Source organism: Enterobacter cloacae complex sp. Mu1197 (assembly GCF_040059225.1).
Taxonomy (GTDB): Bacteria; Pseudomonadota; Gammaproteobacteria; order Enterobacterales; family Enterobacteriaceae; genus Enterobacter; species Enterobacter quasiroggenkampii.
In genome coordinates this window covers 4,478,660-4,496,468 of sequence record NZ_CP157375.1, presented here as the reverse complement: position 1 = coordinate 4,496,468, position 17,809 = coordinate 4,478,660, and the positions used below count along the sequence as shown (strand labels likewise).

The window sequence follows — 17,809 nt, the reverse complement described above, 5'->3', positions numbered from 1 at the left end:
AGTTATTGTAATGCGCGCAGCAGCGCATCGTTGTCGGCGTTATCAGCGATCCGAATATCCTGCCAGCCCAGTTCCCGGGCCTGGTTCGCCAGACGCTCACTGACGACCAGAAGCCGACAGCGGAGTAACCAGTTTTCGCGATACCAAAGCGGTATCAGCGTCCAAAGCTGTTGTAACATTTCACCGCTGGTGACCACCAGCGTATTGATGCCTCGCGCGTGCCAGCGCATCGCCTCTTCCGCACCGTCGTAGTGTTTTGCACAGCGCTGATAGCACTCAACGAACGTCACGTTCGCACCACGTTCACGCAGCGTTTCGCCCAGCAGCTCGCGGCCCCCATTGCCGCGCAAAATGAGCGCACGCTTGCCGGCAACAGTTTGTAATTCAGGTAATTGTAGCAAGACTTCACTGATTTCCCGATCTAACGGGTAACGAACGTCCGCGCTGCTTACGGTATGCAGTGCCAGTGCCGTTGTACGGCCAATCGCGAAATAGCGGGGGGCGGTTGGCCACGCCAGTCCCTGCTGCTGCAGCTGTGCGTGGGCAAATTCCACGGCATGCTGCGACAGCGCAAACAGCAGGTCACCGTCCTGAAGGGTATTCATCTGGTCGGCGAGCGCAGAGAGCTCGCGACCGGGGGAGAATTCAATGAGCGGAAAACTCCAGGCCACCTGCCCCAGTGTGCGCAGACGGCTCACTAACTGCTCTCCTGCGGGAGAAGGGCGGGTGACGAGAATACTCATGCAGGGGGTTCTCCATTGTAAACGTCAGCCAGAATCTCGCGGGCGCCGTTATCCAGCAATTCTTCCGCCAGCGACACGCCAAGCTGCTCGGCATCTTGCGCTTTTCCGCGACGTTCGCCGCGTACCATCTGCGAACCGTCCGGGGCGCCTACCAGCGCGCGCAGCCACAGTTCGCCATTCGTCAATTCAGCATAGCTGCCAATCGGAACCTGGCACCCGCCTTCGAGGCGGGTATTCATCGCCCGCTCCGCTTTTACGCGGGTAGCGGTTTCGTCATGATTCAGTGGAGCAAGCAGCGCGCGGGTACGTGCATCGTCCAGACGGCACTCGATGCCGACAGCACCCTGACCAACAGCCGGCAGCGACAGCTCTGGCGGCAGCGCCACGCGAATACGTTCCTCCAGCCCCAGACGCTTCAGGCCGGCAACGGCGAGAATAATGGCATCGTAATCGCCGTTATCCAGCTTGCCCAGACGCGTGCCGACGTTACCGCGCAGCGAGCGAATGATCAGATCGGGACGACGCTCCGCCAGCTGACACTGACGGCGTAAACTGGACGTGCCAACCACGCTACCCGCTGGCAGCGCGTCGAGCGAGTCATAGCGGTTAGAGACAAACGCATCGCGCGGATCTTCGCGCTCGCAGATGGTCACCAGCCCCAGCCCCTCCGGGAACTCGACGGGCACGTCTTTCATCGAATGTACGGCGATATCGGCGCGGTTCTCAAGCAATGCCAGTTCCAGTTCTTTGACGAACAGGCCCTTGCCGCCCACTTTCGCCAGCGGCGTATCGAGGATCACGTCACCGCGCGTGACCATCGGTACCAGCTCGACGCGCAATCCGCTGTGGCAGGCTTCCAGGCGCTGCTTCACATAATGTGCCTGCCAGAGCGCGAGAGGGCTTTGGCGTGTGGCAATTCTCAAAACATTGTCTAACATGCTTGTTACCGTCATTATCAATCGCTAACCATCCTAACATTGTTGACTCTGGGATGGCAGTTTTACGGTTGATGAAGCGTGAGAGGGACAAGGCGGCGTATTCGTCAGCCATAGCCGTATTCAGGAATTTACACGTACAGAACGGTGCTACACTTGTATGTAGCGCATCTTTCTTTACGGTCAATCGGCAAGGTGTTAAATTGATCACGTTTTAGACCATTTTTTCGTCGGTACCACCAAAAATGATAAGGGCGAAAAAGGGTAACGGTTATCTTTTTGAAATACTGCGGGTCCGCTGTTACTCGTGTTTTGAATAGCTGCGACACCCGGAAACATCAGGCGATACGTCTTGTACCTCTATATTGAGACTCTGAAACAGAGACTGGATGCCATAAATCAACTGCGTGTGGATCGCGCGCTTGCTGCTATGGGCCCTGCTTTCCAGCAGGTATACAGTCTGCTGCCGACATTATTGCACTATCACCACCCGCTGATGCCTGGCTACCTTGATGGTAACGTTCCCCAGGGCATTTGCCTTTTCACGCCTGATGAAACCCAACAGCATTATTTGAACGAGCTGGAACTCTACCGCGGCATGCCGCCGCAGGAGTCCCCAAAAGGTGAACTGCCGATTACCGGCGTTTACTCAATGGGGAGCACCTCATCGGTAGGGCAAAGCTGTTCTTCGGACCTGGACATCTGGGTCTGCCATCAGTCCTGGCTCGATAACGAAGAGCGTCAGCTGCTGCAGCGTAAATGCAGCCTGCTGGAGAGCTGGGCGGCATCGCTCGGTGTGGAAGTGAGCTTCTTCCTGATTGATGAAAACCGTTTCCGCCATAACGAAAGCGGCAGTCTGGGTGGTGAGGACTGCGGCTCGACCCAGCACATCCTGTTGCTGGATGAATTTTACCGTACTGCTGTGCGTCTGGCCGGGAAGCGTATTCTGTGGAATATGGTCCCGTGCGAAGAAGAAGAGCATTACGATGACTACGTCATGTCGCTTTACGCGCAGGGCGTACTGACGCCAAACGAATGGCTGGACCTCGGCGGTCTCAGCTCTCTGTCTGCGGAAGAGTACTTCGGCGCAAGCCTCTGGCAGCTCTATAAGAGTATCGACTCGCCGTACAAAGCGGTGCTCAAAACGCTGCTGCTTGAAGCCTATTCCTGGGAATACCCGACGCCGCGCCTGCTGGCGAAAGACATCAAGCAGCGACTGCACGACGGGGAAATCGTCTCCTTCGGGCTCGACGCCTACTGCATGATGCTGGAGCGCGTGACCGAATACCTGAAAGCCATTGATGACACTACGCGTCTTGACCTGGTGCGTCGATGTTTCTATCTCAAAGTCTGTGAGAAGTTGAGCCGCGAGCGCGCCTGCGTGGGCTGGCGTCGTGAAGTGGTCAGTCAGTTAGTCAAAGAGTGGGGATGGGACGAAGCGCGTCTGTCCATGCTCGACAACCGGGCCAACTGGAAAATCGATCAGGTGCGTGAAGCACACAACGAACTGCTCGATGCGATGATGCAAAGCTACCGTAACCTGATCCGCTTTGCGCGCCGTAACAACCTCAGCGTTTCCGCCAGTCCGCAGGACATTGGGGTATTGACCCGTAAGCTTTACGCCGCGTTTGAAGCGCTGCCGGGTAAAGTCACGCTGGTTAACCCGCAGATTTCGCCTGACCTGTCAGAACCGAACCTGACCTTTATCTACGTGCCGCCGGGCCGCGCGAACCGCACCGGGTGGTATCTGTATAACCGTGCGCCAAGCATGGATTCCATCATCAGCCATCAGCCGCTGGAATATAACCGCTATCTGAACAAGCTGGTGGCCTGGGCCTGGTTTAACGGCCTGCTGACCTCGCGCACGCGCCTGTTTATCAAAGGCAACGAGGTGGTCGATCTCGCTAAGCTGCAGGAGATGGTCGCGGATGTGTCGCACCACTTCCCGCTGCGTCTGCCTGCGCCGACGCCAAAAGCGCTCTACAGCCCGTGCGAGATTCGCCATCTGGCGATCATCGTCAACCTGGAATATGACCCGACGGCGGCCTTCCGCAATCAGGTGGTCCATTTTGACTTCCGCAAGCTGGACGTCTTTAGCTTTGGCGAGCAGCAAAACTGCCTGGTCGGCAGCGTGGACCTGCTCTACCGCAACTCGTGGAACGAAGTGCGTACCCTGCACTTCAACGGCGAGCAGGCGATGATCGAGGCGCTGAAAACCATTCTCGGCAAGATGCACCAGGATGCCGCGCCGCCGGACAGCGTGGAAGTGTTCTGCTACAGCCAGCACCTGCGTGGATTGATTCGTACCCGCGTGCAGCAGCTGGTCTCGGAATGTATCGAACTGCGTCTCTCCAGTACCCGTCAGGAAACCGGGCGCTTTAAGGCGCTGCGCGTCTCCGGCCAGACCTGGGGCCTGTTCTTTGAACGTCTCAACGTGTCGGTACAGAAGCTGGAAAACGCCATCGAATTCTACGGCGCGATTTCGCATAACAAGCTGCATGGCCTGTCGGTGCAGGTGGAAACCAACCATGTTAAGCTTCCGCAGGTGGTGGACGGCTTTGCCAGTGAAGGGATTATTCAGTTCTTCTTTGAAGAGTCGGGTGATAACGCCGGGTTTAACATCTACATTCTGGATGAGACCAACCGCGCCGAGGTGTATCACCACTGTGAAGGCAGTAAAGAAGAGCTGGTGCGCGACGTCAGCCGCTTCTACTCCTCTTCGCATGACCGCTTTACCTACGGCTCAAGCTTTATCAACTTTAACCTGCCGCAGTTCTACCAGATTGTGAACGTCGAAGGTCGTACGCAGGTGATTCCGTTCCGCACCCAGGCCGTCACGCCTGCCGCACCTGCCAATCAGGACACCGCGCCGCTGTTGCAGCAGTATTTCTCCTGAGCCTTTTCGCTCGCCCGGTGGCGGCTACGCCTTACCGGGCCTACAATAGCTCGAATCCGTAGGCCGGGTAAGCGCAGCGCCACCCGGCACCAAAACTACCTGAAACTCACCGCCTCACCCGCCTGAGCAGTCGCAGCCTGTTCCAGCAGCTCCCAGAACGGCACGCCGCTGCGGTCGCAAACCCATTCCCCGTCTTTCAGATCGAAATGATAGCCGCCCTGTTTAGCGGCCAGCCAGACCTGGTGAAGCGGCTCCTGGCGGTTAATAATAATTTTGCTGCCATTTTCGAAGCTCAGGGTCAGAATACCGCCGTTGATTTCACAATCGATATCGCTGTCGCCGTCCCAGTCGTCAATACGCTCTTCAATGGTCATCCACAGGTTGTCGGCAAGGCGATGGAATTCACTGTCGTTCATGGTTTTGTTCCTGTTTTTCGTGATGCCGGCAGTATAACCCTAAATAATTCCCGTTGCAGGAAAGCGGCAAACTCTTGCTTTTGTGTCTTCTCCTGCGATGATAGAAACAGATTTGAACTTACGGGCAACTTTATAATGAAAAACGCTTTCCGAACGCTTGCCGTTCTCATCACGCTGTTTAGCCTGACTGGCTGCGGACTGAAGGGACCACTGTACTTTCCGCCTGCGGATAAAACCGCACCGCCGCCGACGAAACCGGTTAACAGCGGCATTGAGTCTTCCACGCCAAACACTAACGACCGTGGCGACAACGGCGGCCCGACTCAGGTTAATCTCTGACGACAACGTTCTGTACCCGCGCAATGGAGCAAATGATGCAGTTCTCTAAAATGCATGGCCTTGGCAACGATTTTATGGTCGTCGACGCGGTAACGCAGAATGTGTTTTTCTCCCCGGAACTGATCCGTCGTCTGGCGGATCGGCATCTGGGCGTGGGGTTCGATCAGTTGCTGGTGGTTGAGCCGCCGTACGATCCCGACCTCGATTTCCACTACCGTATTTTTAATGCGGACGGCAGCGAAGTTAACCAGTGCGGCAACGGCGCGCGCTGTTTCGCCCGCTTTGTCCGTCTGAAAGGGCTGACCAACAAGCGTGATATTCGCGTCAGCACGGCCAATGGTCGCATGGTGCTTAGCGTCACCGATGATGAGCTGGTGCGCGTGAACATGGGCGAGCCTAACTTCGAGCCCTCCGTCGTACCGTTTCGCGCAAACAAAGCGGAAAAGACCTATATTATGCGGGCGGCCGAGCAGACAGTATTGTGCGGCGTCGTCTCAATGGGTAACCCACACTGCGTGATTCAGGTTGATGATGTGGAAACCGCGGCGGTCGAAACGCTCGGCCCGGTGCTGGAAAGCCACGAACGTTTCCCGGAGCGCGCGAACATCGGTTTTATGCAGGTAGTGAAGCGCGAGCACATTCGTCTGCGGGTTTATGAGCGCGGCGCGGGCGAGACGCAGGCCTGCGGAAGCGGAGCCTGTGCGGCAGTGGCCGTGGGCATCTCCCAGGGGTTACTGGCAGAAGAGGTTCGCGTGGAATTACCGGGCGGTCGGCTTGATATCGCCTGGAAAGGACCGGGTCATCCACTGTATATGACTGGCCCGGCGGCACATGTCTATGACGGGTTTATCCATCTATGAAACAACCAGGGGAAGAACTGCAGGAAACAGTGACGGAACTGGACGACAGGGCTGTTGTTGATTATCTGCTGCGCAATCCTGAGTTTTTTATTCGCAATGCACGCGTCGTCGAAGAGATGCGCGTGCCGCATCCGGTTCGCGGGACCGTGTCGCTGGTGGAATGGCACATGGCGCGCGCGCGCAACCATATCAACCAGCTCGAAGAGAACATGACGTTGCTGATGGAGCAGGCCAGCACCAACGAAAGCCTGTTCTATCGTCTGCTGCATCTGCAGGCGCGTCTGGCGTCGGCGCACAGCCTTGACGAGTTCCTCAGCCGCTTCCATCGCTGGGCGCGCGAGCTGGGGCTGGCGGGCGCAACGATTCGTCTTTTCCCTGACCGCTGGCGCATCGGCGCGCCGTCGGGATTTACCCATCTGGCACTGAGCCGTCAGGCGTTTGAGCCGCTGCGCATACAGCGTCTGGGCCATGAGCACCACTATCTGGGGCCGCTTAACGGGCCTGAGCTGCTGGTGGTGTTGCCAGAGGCCAAAGCGATTGGATCGGTGGCGATGTCGCTGATGGGGCGCGATGGCGATCTGGGCGTCATCTTATTTACCAGCCGCGACGCGCATCACTATGAGCAGGGGCAAGCCACGCACCTGCTGCAGGAGATCGCCCTGATGCTGCCTGAGCTGCTGGAGCGCTGGATTGAGCGCGTATGACGGACGGACTGCTCGCCACTGACGTCTCGCGCTTTCTGCGCTATCTCGGCGTGGAACGTCAACTTAGTCCCATTACGCTGCTTAACTATCAGCGTCAGCTTGATGCCATCATGCAGATCGCCGACGAAATCGGCCTGAAAAGCTGGCAACAATGTGATGCTGCGACGGTACGCGGGTTTGTTGTGCGTAGCCGTAAAAAAAACCTCAGCCCGGCGAGCCTGGCGCTCAGGCTCTCAGCGCTGCGCAGCTTCTTCGACTGGCTGGTCAGCCAGGGGGGCTTAAAAGCCAACCCGGCAAAAGGGATCGCCACGCCGAAGGCGCCGCGCCATCTGCCTAAAAATATTGACGTTGACGACGTTAACCGCCTGCTGGATATCGATCTGAACGATCCGCTGGCCGTGCGCGATCGCGCGATGCTGGAGGTGATGTACGGTGCCGGGCTGCGTCTGTCTGAACTCGTCAACCTTGATCTCAAGCATCTCGATCTGGAGTCGGGCGAAGTGTGGGTAATGGGTAAGGGCAGCAAAGAGCGCCGCCTGCCGATTGGCCGCAATGCGGTCTCCTGGATTGAGCACTGGCTTGACCTGCGCGGGCTGTTTGGCTCCGACGAAGATGCGCTGTTCCTGTCGAAACTCGGCAAGCGGATCTCGGCGCGTAACGTGCAGAAGCGCTTTGCGGAGTGGGGCATTAAGCAGGGGCTTAACAGCCACGTGCATCCGCACAAGCTGCGCCACTCCTTTGCAACACATATGCTTGAGTCGAGCGGCGATCTGCGCGGCGTGCAGGAATTGCTCGGCCATGCGAACCTGTCGACCACACAAATTTATACCCACTTAGACTTCCAACACCTTGCCTCGGTGTATGACGCGGCGCATCCACGCGCCAAACGGGGGAAATAATGCGTTTTTACCGCCCACTCGGTCAGATCTCAGCCCTGACGTTTGACCTTGATGACACTCTTTATGACAACCGCGAGGTGATCCTGCGTACCGAGCAGGAGTCCCTGGCGTTTGTGCAGAACTACCATCCCGCGCTGAAGGCGATACAGAACAAGGATTTCCAGAAGCTTCGCCAGTCCCTGCGGGAGACCGAGCCGGACATTTACCACGACGTGACCGAATGGCGTCGTCGCGCGGTTGAGCAGGCGATGCGGAATGTTGGCCTGAGCGCGCAGGATGCCGCCATTGGCGCGGAAGCGGCCATGGAAAACTTCGCCAAATGGCGCAGCCGTATCGACGTGCCGCAGGAAACCCACGACACGCTGGCGAAGCTTGCCGAAAAGTGGCCGCTGGTGGCCATCACCAACGGCAATGCCCAGCCGGAGCTGTTTGGCCTGAGCGATTACTTTGAATTCGTGCTGCGTGCGGGTCCTCACGGGCGCGCGAAGCCGTTCAGTGACATGTACCATCTGGCGGCAGATAAGCTTAACTTGCCGCTGGGTGAGATCCTGCACGTGGGGGATGACCTGACCACAGACGTGGCGGGCGCTATCCGCTGCGGCATGCAGGCCTGCTGGATCAAGCCGGAAAACGCTGACCTGATGATCGCCTCCGATAGCCGTCTTCTGCCGCACGTGGAAATTTCGCGGTTGGCATCCCTCACGACGCTGATATAATCATCAATTGTTCTGTATAAATTAACAGGGTTTTGGCGAATGCGCTTCGCCTGCCCGACATGACGTGACGGTGCCAATGGACGTTTCTTACCTGCTCGACAGCCTTAATGACAAACAGCGTGACGCGGTTGCCGCCTCGCGCACCAACCTGCTGGTGCTGGCTGGAGCGGGCAGTGGTAAGACGCGCGTGCTGGTTCACCGTATCGCCTGGCTGCAGAGCGTGGAAAACTGCTCGCCGTACTCCATCATGGCGGTGACGTTCACCAACAAGGCGGCGGCGGAGATGCGCCACCGCATCGCGCAGCTGATGGGCACCAGCCAGGGCGGCATGTGGGTCGGTACCTTCCACGGTCTGGCGCATCGCCTGCTGCGTGCGCACCACATGGACGCCAACCTGCCGCAGGATTTCCAGATCCTCGACAGCGAAGACCAGCTCCGTCTGCTGAAGCGCCTGATCAAGGCGATGAACCTCGATGAGAAGCAGTGGCCGCCGCGTCAGGCGATGTGGTACATCAACGGTCAGAAAGACGAGGGGCTGCGCCCGCACCACATTCAGAGCTTCGGCAACCCGGTCGAGCAGACCTGGCAGAACGTCTACAAGGCCTATCAGGAAGCGTGCGATCGCGCCGGTCTGGTGGATTTTGCCGAGCTGCTGCTGCGCGCCCACGAGCTGTGGCTCAACAAGCCGCACATCCTGCAGCACTACCGTGAACGCTTTACCAATATCCTGGTGGATGAATTCCAGGATACCAACAATATCCAGTACGCATGGATCCGTCTGCTGGCCGGTGATACCGGCAAGGTGATGATCGTGGGCGATGACGACCAGTCGATCTACGGCTGGCGCGGGGCGCAGGTGGAGAACATCCAGCGCTTCCTCAACGATTTCCCCGGCGCGCAAACCATCCGTCTGGAGCAGAACTACCGCTCAACCAGCAACATTCTGAGCGCGGCCAACGCCCTGATTGAGAACAACAACGGGCGTCTGGGTAAAAAGCTGTGGACCGACGGCGTCGATGGCGAACCGATTTCGATTTACTGCGCGTTTAACGAACTCGACGAAGCGCGCTTCGTGGTCAACCGCATCAAAACCTGGCAGGACAACGGCGGCGCACTGGAGCAGTGTGCCATTCTCTATCGCAGCAACGCCCAGTCGCGCGTGCTGGAAGAGGCGCTGCTGCAGGTGAGCATGCCGTACCGCATTTACGGCGGCATGCGCTTCTTCGAACGTCAGGAAATCAAAGATGCGCTCTCGTATCTGCGTCTGATTGCCAACCGTAACGACGACGCGGCGTTTGAACGCGTGGTGAACACCCCAACCCGCGGGATTGGCGACCGTACGCTGGACGTGGTGCGTCAGGCCTCGCGCGACCGCCAGTTGACGCTGTGGCAGGCGTGCCGCGAGCTGCTGCAGGAAAAGGCCCTTGCCGGACGCGCGGCCAGCGCCCTGCAGCGCTTCCTTGAGCTGATTGACGCCCTGGCGCAGGAAACCGCCGACATGCCGCTGCACGTGCAGACCGATCGGGTGATTAAAGACTCGGGCCTGCGCACCATGTACGAGCAGGAAAAAGGCGAGAAGGGCCAGACCCGTATTGAGAACTTAGAGGAACTGGTCACGGCAACGCGCCAGTTCAGCTACAACGAAGAAGACGAAGACCTGATGCCGCTGCAGGCGTTCCTCTCCCACGCCGCACTGGAAGCGGGCGAAGGGCAGGCGGACACCTGGCAGGATGCGGTTCAGCTCATGACCCTGCACTCCGCCAAAGGTCTGGAGTTCCCGCAGGTGTTCATCGTTGGCATGGAAGAAGGGATGTTCCCGAGCCAGATGTCGCTGGATGAGGGCGGGCGTCTGGAAGAGGAGCGTCGTCTGGCCTACGTGGGTGTGACGCGTGCGATGCAAAAGCTGACGCTAACCTACGCCGAAACCCGCCGTCTGTACGGTAAAGAGGTCTATCACCGTCCGTCGCGCTTTATCGGTGAACTGCCGGAAGAGTGCGTGGAGGAGGTACGTCTGCGGGCGAGCATCAGCCGTCCGGTCAGCCATCAGCGCATGGGCTCGCCGATTGCGGAAACCGACACCGGCTACAAGCTGGGCCAGCGCGTGCGCCATTCGAAGTTTGGCGAAGGTACCATTGTGAATCTGGAAGGCAGCGGCGAGCACAGCCGCCTGCAGGTGGCGTTCCAGGGGCAGGGGATCAAATGGCTGGTGGCGGCCTACGCGAAGCTGGAAACAGTCTAACATTCAGAAAAATATCATTATTTTGCAATAATCTGCTAGCCTTATACAGTGAAGGTCAATTAATGCCCTTCAGCGTTCCGTTGCGTGTTGACGCCACAGTTATAGCTGGCGTAACATGCGCGCACGATTACGCTAAGAGGACATTCGCCTTGGACACACCCAGTAGATACTGGCTCAATTCCCTGTCATCCAGGAACAACTCCTAAGGCTATCTCCTCTTGCTGATGGCCTTAGTGGTTGTCAGCGACTGCTCTATTCCCGTCGCGCTGAGTCAGGCTGTTTAATGGTCTGAAACCCAATTTGTTTCTGTGTGCCCACCGAACTGTCCGATATTTTTTGCATTGGGAGTCCCGGTCATGTTGAGCGCATTTCAACTCGAAAATAACCGACTGACTCGGCTTGAAGCCGAAGAGTCACAGCCCCTCATTGATGCCGTATGGGTGGATCTGGTCGAGCCGGACGACGATGAGCGCCTTCGCGTACAATCTGAGCTAGGGCAAAGCCTGGCAACGCGCCCGGAACTGGAAGACATCGAAGCATCCGCGCGTTTTTTTGAAGACGAAGACGGTCTGCATATTCACTCCTTCTTCTTCTTTGAAGATGCCGAAGACCACGCGGGCAACTCCACCGTGGCGTTTACCATTCGCGACGGCCGTTTGTTTACCCTGCGCGAGCGTGAGCTACCGGCATTCCGCCTCTACCGCATGCGCGCCCGTAGCCAGGCGATGGTAGACGGCAACGCGTACGAGCTGCTGCTCGATCTGTTCGAGACCAAAATTGAACAGCTGGCGGATGAAATTGAAAACATCTACAGCGATCTGGAAAAGCTGAGCCGCGTGATCATGGAAGGCCATCAGGGCGATGAGTACGACGAAGCGCTTTCGACGCTGGCGGAGCTGGAAGATATCGGCTGGAAGGTGCGTTTGTGTCTGATGGATACCCAGCGCGCGCTGAACTTCCTGGTGCGCAAGGCGCGTCTGCCGGGCGGTCAGCTGGAGCAGGCGCGTGAGATCTTACGAGATATCGAGTCCCTGCTGCCGCACAACGAATCTCTGTTCCAGAAGGTCAACTTCCTGATGCAGGCGGCGATGGGCTTTATCAACATCGAGCAGAACCGCATCATCAAGATCTTCTCGGTGGTGTCCGTGGTGTTCCTGCCGCCGACGCTGGTGGCCTCCAGCTACGGGATGAACTTCGAGTTTATGCCGGAGCTGAAGTGGAGCTTTGGTTACCCGGGGGCGATTATCTTTATGATCCTCGCGGGCCTGGCACCGTATCTGTACTTTAAGCGTCGTAACTGGCTTTGAGAAACCGCCCGGTGGCGCTACGCTTACCGGGCCTACAGATCCTGTAGGCCGGATAAGGCGCAACCGCCATCTGGCAAAAAGGCACTACAGCCCTTTACGCACTCTGCGTTGGGTATAAATCGCATCCGCAACGAAAATCGCCAGCGCCACCCAGATAAAGGCGAACGTCACCATCTTATCTGCCCCCGGCACTTCGCCGTAGAACACCACTGCCAGCAGGAACATCAGCGTCGGGCCAATGTACTGGAAGAAGCCCAGCGTGGAGAGACGCAGGCGCGTCGCTGCACCGGTGAAGCACAGCAGTGGAATGGTAGTTACCACGCCCGCCGCCATCAGCATCAGGTTCAGCGACCACGGGTTGCTGCCCATATGGCTGGTTGGACTGTCGGCGATGCCGAAGAGATAAATCGCCGCCACCGGCAGCAGCCAGAGGGTTTCAAACAGCATCCCCGTCTGCGCTTCCACCGCAATCTTCTTGCGTACCAGGCCGTAGAAGGCAAAGCTGAACGCCAGGCCGAGGGCGATAATTGGCAGCGAGCCGAATGTCCACAGCTGCACCAGTACGCCGCAGAAGGCCAGAATCACCGCTAACCACTGCATACGGCGGAAGCGTTCGCCGAGGAAAATCATCCCCAGCACAATATTCACCAGCGGGTTAATAAAGTACCCCAGGCTCGCCTCGAGCATGTGATGGTTATTCACTGCCCAGATAAACAGCAGCCAGTTACCACCAATCAGCACGGCAGAGAGTGCCAGCAGGAAGATCTTCTTCGGGGTCTGCAGCAGCGTTTTGACGCCCGACCACTGACGGCTGAGGCTCATCAGCGCAATCATAAAGAAGAACGACCAGATGACGCGGTGAGTGAGGATCTCGTCAGCCGGAACGTAGGCGATAAGCTTGAAGTACGCCGGGGCGATACCCCAAATAAAATAAGCGGCAAGGGCGAGTAAAACGCCCTGCCGCGTCTGTTTAGCATCCATCGGGAAAATCCGTTACAAAAAAGTGAATCAATTTTACCCGATTTTGCCGCCTCAACCCACCATATAAGTGGCGGTTGCGCTGGCAATATAAACCTGTTCTTCGTTGTGTAACTCAACGCGCGCCACGGCAACTTTATTCCCCGCGCGCAGCAGGCTGCTGGTACAGGTAAAGCGATTTCCGCGCCCCGGACGAAGATAGTCGACGCGTAAATCAATGGTGCCCATGCGCGCCAGACGCTGGCGAAGCTCGTCTTCGTTAATGGTGTCATGGCGCGTCAGCGTACTGCCCACGCAGACCAGACCTGCCGCCACGTCCAGCGCGGAGGCAATCACCCCGCCGTGCAAAATACTTTGCGCCCAGTTCCCTACCATCATCGGCTGGTTGTTGAAGCTCAGTTGGGCAAAGTCCTTCTCGTAACGCTCCAGCTCCAGTCCCAGCGCGCGGTTAAACGGCATATGGTAAACAAAAATCTCGCCCACGAGTTTTAACACTTCTTCGGCGGTAAGCATGGCTGACATGAGGCATCACATCCTTATTGTTAACGAAATGTTGATTTTATGCCTCAGCAACGAGGAATGCCACTTTCAGAAACGAGGATGCAGCAGTTGTCGCAGAAGTCTGTAGAATGTTCGCCACATAACTATTCAATCAATTTTACTCTTTTGCAGGAGAACACCACCGATGCGGACGTATCTGGCCTGGTTACTGGCGGCGGTTTCGCTGCCCCTCACAGCCTATGCGCAGGAAGCGACAATCAAAGAGGTGCATGATAAGCCTGCCGTTCACGGTAGCATTATCGCGAACCTTCTTCAGGAGCATGACAATCCGTTCACGCTCTATCCGTATGACACCAACTACGTGATTTATACCCAGACCAGCGATCTCAACAAAGAGGCGATAAGCTCCTATAACTGGTCTGATAATGCGCGTAAAGATGAAGTGAAGTTCCAGCTCAGCCTCGCCTTCCCGTTCTGGCGCGGCATTCTGGGGCCGAACTCGGTGTTTGGTGCCTCTTATACGCAGAAGTCCTGGTGGCAGCTCTCAAACAGCGGGGAATCCTCGCCGTTCCGCGAAACCAACTATGAGCCGCAGCTGTTCCTCGGCTTCGCAACGGACTATGAATTTGCCGGCTGGACGCTGCGCGACGTCGAAGTGGGCTTTAACCATGATTCTAACGGCCGTTCCGATCCGACATCCCGTAGCTGGAACCGCGCCTATACGCGCCTGATGGCGCAGAACGGTAACTGGATGGTGGAAGTGAAGCCGTGGTATGTGGTCGGCAGCACGGATGACAACCCGGACATCACCAAATATATGGGCTACTACCAGCTTAAAGTCGGCTACCAGCTAGGTGATGCCGTGCTGAGTGCGAAAGGCCAGTACAACTGGAATACCGGCTACGGCGGTGCGGAAGTGGGCTTAAGCTATCCGGTAAGCAAGCATGTTCGCCTTTATACGCAAGTCTACAGCGGCTACGGCGAGTCGCTTATCGATTATAACTTCAACCAGACCCGCGTCGGCGTGGGCGTGATGCTGAACGATATTCTCTAGGTTGCTCGAATGTTTTTGCGTTAAACGTTGAAGTTTCTCTCTCAGGCGCTGAAAATAGCGCCTGTTTCATTTCAGGCATATGGGGTTAATGTGGCGCAGGCGGAAGTATTGAATCAGGAGTCGCTGGCTAAACAGGTTTTGCATGAAACCTTTGGCTACCAGCAGTTCCGCCCTGGCCAGGAAACCATCATTGAAACGGTGCTGGAAGGCCGTGACTGCCTGGTGGTGATGCCGACCGGCGGCGGTAAATCCCTCTGTTATCAGGTGCCCGCGCTGGTGCTTAACGGCCTGACGGTCGTGGTATCCCCGCTTATTTCGCTAATGAAAGACCAGGTTGACCAACTGCTCGCCAACGGCGTGGCGGCGGCCTGCCTTAACTCGACCCAAACCCGGGAGCAGCAGCAAGAGGTGATGGCCGGGTGCCGCACCGGGCAGATCCGCCTGCTGTATATCGCGCCGGAACGCCTGATGCTGGATAACTTCCTCGACCATCTCGCGCACTGGAATCCGGTCCTGCTGGCGGTGGATGAAGCGCACTGTATTTCCCAGTGGGGACACGATTTCCGCCCGGAATACGCCGCCCTCGGCCAACTGCGTCAGCGCTTCCCCGAGCTGCCGTTTATGGCGCTTACCGCCACGGCAGATGATACCACCCGTCTGGACATCGTTCGTCTGCTGGGGCTGAACGACCCGTATATTCAGGTCAGCAGCTTCGACCGCCCCAACATCCGCTACATGCTGATGGAAAAATTCAAGCCGCTGGATCAGCTCCTGCGCTACGTCCAGGAGCAGCGCGGCAAGTCCGGCATCATCTACTGCAACAGTCGGGCGAAGGTGGAAGACACCGCCGCGCGGCTGCAAAACCGCGGCTTTAGCGCCGCTGCCTATCATGCCGGGTTAGAGAACCACATCCGCGCCGACGTGCAGGAGAAATTCCAGCGCGATGATCTGCAGATCGTGGTTGCGACGGTGGCGTTCGGGATGGGCATCAACAAGCCGAACGTGCGCTTTGTGGTGCACTTCGACATTCCGCGCAATATCGAATCCTACTATCAGGAAACTGGCCGCGCCGGGCGTGACGGCCTGCCTGCGGAAGCGATGCTGTTTTACGATCCGGCCGATATGGCGTGGCTGCGCCGCTGCCTGGAGGAAAAACCGCAGGGGCAACTGCAGGATATTGAGCGGCACAAGCTCAACGCGATGGGCGCGTTTGCCGAAGCGCAAACCTGCCGTCGTCTGGTGCTGCTCAACTACTTTGGCGAAGGGCGACAGGAGCCGTGCGGTAACTGCGATATCTGCCTGGATCCGCCTAAACAGTACGATGGTCTGATGGACGCACGTAAGGCACTCTCGACCATTTACCGCGTGAACCAGCGCTTCGGGATGGGCTACGTGGTGGAGGTGCTTCGCGGTGCCAACAACCAGCGTATCCGCGACATGGGCCACGACAAGCTGCCTGTCTACGGTATTGGCAAGGATCAGAGCCACGAGCACTGGGTCAGCATTATTCGTCAGCTGATCCACCTCGGCTTTGCCACGCAGAACATTGCTCAGCACTCCGCGCTACAGCTGACCGAAGCGGCGCGTCCGGTCCTGCGCGGTGACGTTGAACTGAAGCTCGCCGTGCCGCGCGTGGTCGCCCTCAAGCCGCGGGTGATGCAAAAATCGTACGGCGGCAATTACGACCGCAAGCTGTTCGCCAAACTGCGCAAGCTGCGTAAAGCCATCGCCGATGAAGAGAATATCCCGCCTTACGTGGTGTTCAACGACGCGACCCTGATTGAGATGGCCGAGCAGATGCCGCTCAGCGCCAGCGAAATGCTCAGCGTCAACGGCGTCGGCACGCGCAAGCTGGAGCGCTTCGGTAAAGAGTTTATGGCGCTCATCCGTTCTCACGCCGACGGTGATGATGAGGAGTAGTCAGCCGGGCGAAAAAGTGCCAGGATGATGACTCACTGAATTATTTCCCCGCGAGTTAATTATGTTGATGCTATTTCTCACCGTGGCGTTAGTGCACATTGTTGCGCTGATGAGCCCGGGACCTGACTTTTTCTTCGTGTCACAAACGGCCGTCAGCCGCTCCCGCAAAGAGGCGATGATGGGCGTGCTCGGTATCACCATGGGCGTTATGGTCTGGGCGGCCGTTGCGCTGCTCGGTCTGAACCTGATCCTGGCGAAGATGGCCTGGCTGCATAACATCATTATGGTTGGCGGCGGGCTGTACCTGTGCTGGATGGGCTACCAGATGCTGCGCGGGGCGCTGAAGAAAGAAGAGAAAAAACCGGAAGAGCCAAAGGTAGAGTTGGCAACGGGCGGCCGCAGCTTTGTAAAAGGGCTGCTGACCAACCTGGCGAACCCGAAAGCGATTATCTATTTCGGCTCCGTGTTCTCGCTGTTTGTGGGTGATAGCGTCGGTGCGGGCGCACGCTGGGGCATCTTCCTGCTGATCGTTGTGGAAACCTTTGCCTGGTTTACCATCGTGGCCAGCCTGTTTGCCTTACCGGCGATGCGCCGTGGCTACCAGCGTATCGCGAAGTGGATTGACGGCTTCGCCGGCGCGCTGTTCGCCGGCTTCGGCATTCATCTTATTATTTCTCGCTAAGCATGACGCGCTGACGCAAGCAGCGCGCCAACCAGCATAAACAGCGAACCAAAGACTTTATTCAGGGCCTTCATCTGCTTAGGCCCTTTAATCCACGCCGCAATCCGCTGCGCCAGCGTCGCGTAACCAATCATCACGATGATATCGACAATAATGGTGGTCGCGCCCAGCACCACGTACTGCATTACCTGAGGCTGATGCGGCACGATAAACTGCGGGAACAGCGCGGCGAGGAACACAATGCTCTTCGGGTTGGTCAGGTTGACGAACACCGCGCGCTTAAACAGATGGCCGCGGTTTTGCGTCTGCGCGAGCGTGTTGAGGTTGATGGAGCCTGCCGCGCGCCACTGCTGGATGCCGAGCCAAATCAGATACGCCGCCCCGGCCCATTTCAGCACTTCAAAGGCCAGCACGGAGCGGGAGAACAGGGTCCCCAGACCAATCCCGACCAGCACGATATGAATGCCCAGCCCGGTCTGCAAACCGGCAATGGATGCCGCCGCACCGCGATAGCCGTGGTTGATGGAGGTGGTCATGGTGTTAATGGCGCCCGAGCCCGGTGAAAGGCTAAGGATGATGGATGTCAGCAGGTAAGCGAACCACCACTCGAAGGTCATTTG

General features: G+C 57.7%; 18 protein-coding genes. 12 read left to right on the top strand and 6 right to left on the bottom strand.

What is annotated here, in order from left to right; all coding sequences use genetic code 11:
* Positions 1 to 2 precede the first annotated feature (2 nt).
* Both hemD and hemC read right to left on the bottom strand, forming a co-directional pair.
* Positions 3 to 743 carry a uroporphyrinogen-III synthase gene (gene hemD, locus ABFV38_RS21195; protein ID WP_126535102.1) on the bottom strand — a complete coding sequence of 247 codons (741 nt, stop codon included), beginning with the start codon at positions 741 to 743 and terminating at the stop codon, positions 3 to 5.
* On the bottom strand, positions 740 to 1,681 hold the full coding sequence (gene hemC, locus ABFV38_RS21190) for a hydroxymethylbilane synthase (protein WP_164712111.1): 942 nt from the start codon (positions 1,679 to 1,681) through the stop codon (positions 740 to 742). Before hemC ends, hemD begins: the two co-directional genes overlap by 4 nt.
* A 349-nt stretch (positions 1,682 to 2,030) precedes the next feature.
* On the opposite strand from hemC, the gene cyaA reads away from it, so the two are divergent.
* The gene (gene cyaA, locus ABFV38_RS21185) at positions 2,031 to 4,574 is read left to right on the top strand and encodes a class I adenylate cyclase (RefSeq protein ID WP_348958002.1); all 2,544 of its coding nucleotides are present in this window, start codon (positions 2,031 to 2,033) and stop codon (positions 4,572 to 4,574) included.
* Between the two features lie 95 nt (positions 4,575 to 4,669).
* Here cyaA and cyaY read toward each other — a convergent pair whose 3' ends face one another.
* Entirely contained in the window at positions 4,670 to 4,990 is a 321-nt protein-coding gene (gene cyaY, locus ABFV38_RS21180; protein WP_348958001.1) for an iron donor protein CyaY, read from the bottom strand.
* A 135-nt stretch (positions 4,991 to 5,125) separates the two neighbouring features.
* On the opposite strand from cyaY, the gene ABFV38_RS21175 reads away from it, so the two are divergent.
* From ABFV38_RS21175 to corA, 8 genes are all read left to right on the top strand, one after another.
* Positions 5,126 to 5,329: a lipoprotein gene (locus ABFV38_RS21175; protein WP_032646076.1), complete on the top strand. Its 204-nt coding sequence runs from the start codon at positions 5,126 to 5,128 to the stop codon at positions 5,327 to 5,329.
* Positions 5,330 to 5,364: 35 nt separating this feature from the next.
* The gene (gene dapF, locus ABFV38_RS21170) at positions 5,365 to 6,189 is read left to right on the top strand and encodes a diaminopimelate epimerase (RefSeq protein ID WP_008501545.1); all 825 of its coding nucleotides are present in this window, start codon (positions 5,365 to 5,367) and stop codon (positions 6,187 to 6,189) included.
* Entirely contained in the window at positions 6,186 to 6,893 is a 708-nt protein-coding gene (locus ABFV38_RS21165; RefSeq protein WP_032646075.1) for a DUF484 domain-containing protein, read from the top strand. The genes dapF and ABFV38_RS21165 overlap by 4 nt, the downstream gene beginning before the upstream one ends.
* Positions 6,890 to 7,792, top strand: a complete 903-nt coding sequence (gene xerC / locus ABFV38_RS21160; protein ID WP_024907983.1) for a tyrosine recombinase XerC — start codon at positions 6,890 to 6,892, stop codon at positions 7,790 to 7,792. The genes ABFV38_RS21165 and xerC overlap by 4 nt, the downstream gene beginning before the upstream one ends.
* Complete coding sequence (gene yigB, locus ABFV38_RS21155; protein WP_348957999.1) at positions 7,792 to 8,508, top strand: 5-amino-6-(5-phospho-D-ribitylamino)uracil phosphatase YigB; 717 nt, start codon at positions 7,792 to 7,794, stop codon at positions 8,506 to 8,508. Before xerC ends, yigB begins: the two co-directional genes overlap by 1 nt.
* 76 nt (positions 8,509 to 8,584) lie before the next feature.
* Positions 8,585 to 10,747: a DNA helicase II gene (gene uvrD, locus ABFV38_RS21150; RefSeq protein ID WP_023333805.1), complete on the top strand. Its 2,163-nt coding sequence runs from the start codon at positions 8,585 to 8,587 to the stop codon at positions 10,745 to 10,747.
* Positions 10,748 to 10,896: 149 nt separating this feature from the next.
* Positions 10,897 to 10,953, top strand: coding sequence for a YsgD/CorL family protein (gene ysgD / locus ABFV38_RS21145; protein ID WP_212743980.1), 57 nt, complete (start codon positions 10,897 to 10,899; stop codon positions 10,951 to 10,953).
* A gap of 150 nt (positions 10,954 to 11,103) precedes the next feature.
* A complete protein-coding gene (corA, locus tag ABFV38_RS21140; RefSeq protein WP_008501540.1) occupies positions 11,104 to 12,054 on the top strand; it encodes a magnesium/cobalt transporter CorA in 951 nt (316 codons plus the stop codon).
* Between the two features lie 84 nt (positions 12,055 to 12,138).
* On the opposite strand, the gene rarD is transcribed toward corA, so the two are convergent.
* Together rarD and yigI are read right to left on the bottom strand one after the other, a co-directional pair.
* Positions 12,139 to 13,035 carry an EamA family transporter RarD gene (gene rarD / locus ABFV38_RS21135; RefSeq protein ID WP_045909225.1) on the bottom strand — a complete coding sequence of 299 codons (897 nt, stop codon included), beginning with the start codon at positions 13,033 to 13,035 and terminating at the stop codon, positions 12,139 to 12,141.
* 51 nt (positions 13,036 to 13,086) lie between these two features.
* The gene (gene yigI, locus ABFV38_RS21130; RefSeq protein ID WP_008501538.1) at positions 13,087 to 13,554 is read right to left on the bottom strand and encodes an acyl-CoA thioesterase YigI; all 468 of its coding nucleotides are present in this window, start codon (positions 13,552 to 13,554) and stop codon (positions 13,087 to 13,089) included.
* A gap of 163 nt (positions 13,555 to 13,717) precedes the next feature.
* Between yigI and pldA the strand changes: the two genes are divergently transcribed.
* From pldA to rhtC, 3 genes are all read left to right on the top strand, one after another.
* A complete protein-coding gene (gene pldA, locus ABFV38_RS21125; RefSeq protein WP_023615553.1) occupies positions 13,718 to 14,587 on the top strand; it encodes a phospholipase A in 870 nt (289 codons plus the stop codon).
* A gap of 90 nt (positions 14,588 to 14,677) precedes the next feature.
* Entirely contained in the window at positions 14,678 to 16,507 is a 1,830-nt protein-coding gene (recQ, locus tag ABFV38_RS21120; RefSeq protein WP_032644788.1) for an ATP-dependent DNA helicase RecQ, read from the top strand.
* A 61-nt stretch (positions 16,508 to 16,568) separates the two neighbouring features.
* On the top strand, positions 16,569 to 17,189 hold the full coding sequence (rhtC, locus tag ABFV38_RS21115; RefSeq protein ID WP_010426287.1) for a threonine export protein RhtC: 621 nt from the start codon (positions 16,569 to 16,571) through the stop codon (positions 17,187 to 17,189).
* On the opposite strand, the gene rhtB is transcribed toward rhtC, so the two are convergent.
* Positions 17,186 to 17,806, bottom strand: coding sequence for a homoserine/homoserine lactone efflux protein (rhtB, locus tag ABFV38_RS21110; RefSeq protein ID WP_008501533.1), 621 nt, complete (start codon positions 17,804 to 17,806; stop codon positions 17,186 to 17,188). The genes rhtC and rhtB overlap by 4 nt on opposite strands.
* Positions 17,807 to 17,809 lie beyond the last annotated feature (3 nt).

Excerpts from the sequence above, each read along its gene's own strand:
- hemD (WP_126535102.1), bottom strand. The coding sequence starts at position 743 with ATGAGTATTCTCGTCACCCGCCCTTCTCCCGCAGGAGAGCAGTTAGTG.
- hemC (WP_164712111.1), bottom strand. The coding sequence starts at position 1,681 with ATGTTAGACAATGTTTTGAGAATTGCCACACGCCAAAGCCCTCTCGCG.
- cyaY (WP_348958001.1), bottom strand. The coding sequence starts at position 4,990 with ATGAACGACAGTGAATTCCATCGCCTTGCCGACAACCTGTGGATGACC.
- ABFV38_RS21175 (WP_032646076.1), top strand. The coding sequence starts at position 5,126 with ATGAAAAACGCTTTCCGAACGCTTGCCGTTCTCATCACGCTGTTTAGC.
- dapF (WP_008501545.1), top strand. The coding sequence starts at position 5,365 with ATGCAGTTCTCTAAAATGCATGGCCTTGGCAACGATTTTATGGTCGTC.
- ABFV38_RS21165 (WP_032646075.1), top strand. The coding sequence starts at position 6,186 with ATGAAACAACCAGGGGAAGAACTGCAGGAAACAGTGACGGAACTGGAC.
- xerC (WP_024907983.1), top strand. The coding sequence starts at position 6,890 with ATGACGGACGGACTGCTCGCCACTGACGTCTCGCGCTTTCTGCGCTAT.
- yigB (WP_348957999.1), top strand. The coding sequence starts at position 7,792 with ATGCGTTTTTACCGCCCACTCGGTCAGATCTCAGCCCTGACGTTTGAC.
- uvrD (WP_023333805.1), top strand. The coding sequence starts at position 8,585 with ATGGACGTTTCTTACCTGCTCGACAGCCTTAATGACAAACAGCGTGAC.
- corA (WP_008501540.1), top strand. The coding sequence starts at position 11,104 with ATGTTGAGCGCATTTCAACTCGAAAATAACCGACTGACTCGGCTTGAA.
- rarD (WP_045909225.1), bottom strand. The coding sequence starts at position 13,035 with ATGGATGCTAAACAGACGCGGCAGGGCGTTTTACTCGCCCTTGCCGCT.
- yigI (WP_008501538.1), bottom strand. The coding sequence starts at position 13,554 with ATGTCAGCCATGCTTACCGCCGAAGAAGTGTTAAAACTCGTGGGCGAG.
- pldA (WP_023615553.1), top strand. The coding sequence starts at position 13,718 with ATGCGGACGTATCTGGCCTGGTTACTGGCGGCGGTTTCGCTGCCCCTC.
- rhtC (WP_010426287.1), top strand. The coding sequence starts at position 16,569 with ATGTTGATGCTATTTCTCACCGTGGCGTTAGTGCACATTGTTGCGCTG.
- rhtB (WP_008501533.1), bottom strand. The coding sequence starts at position 17,806 with ATGACCTTCGAGTGGTGGTTCGCTTACCTGCTGACATCCATCATCCTT.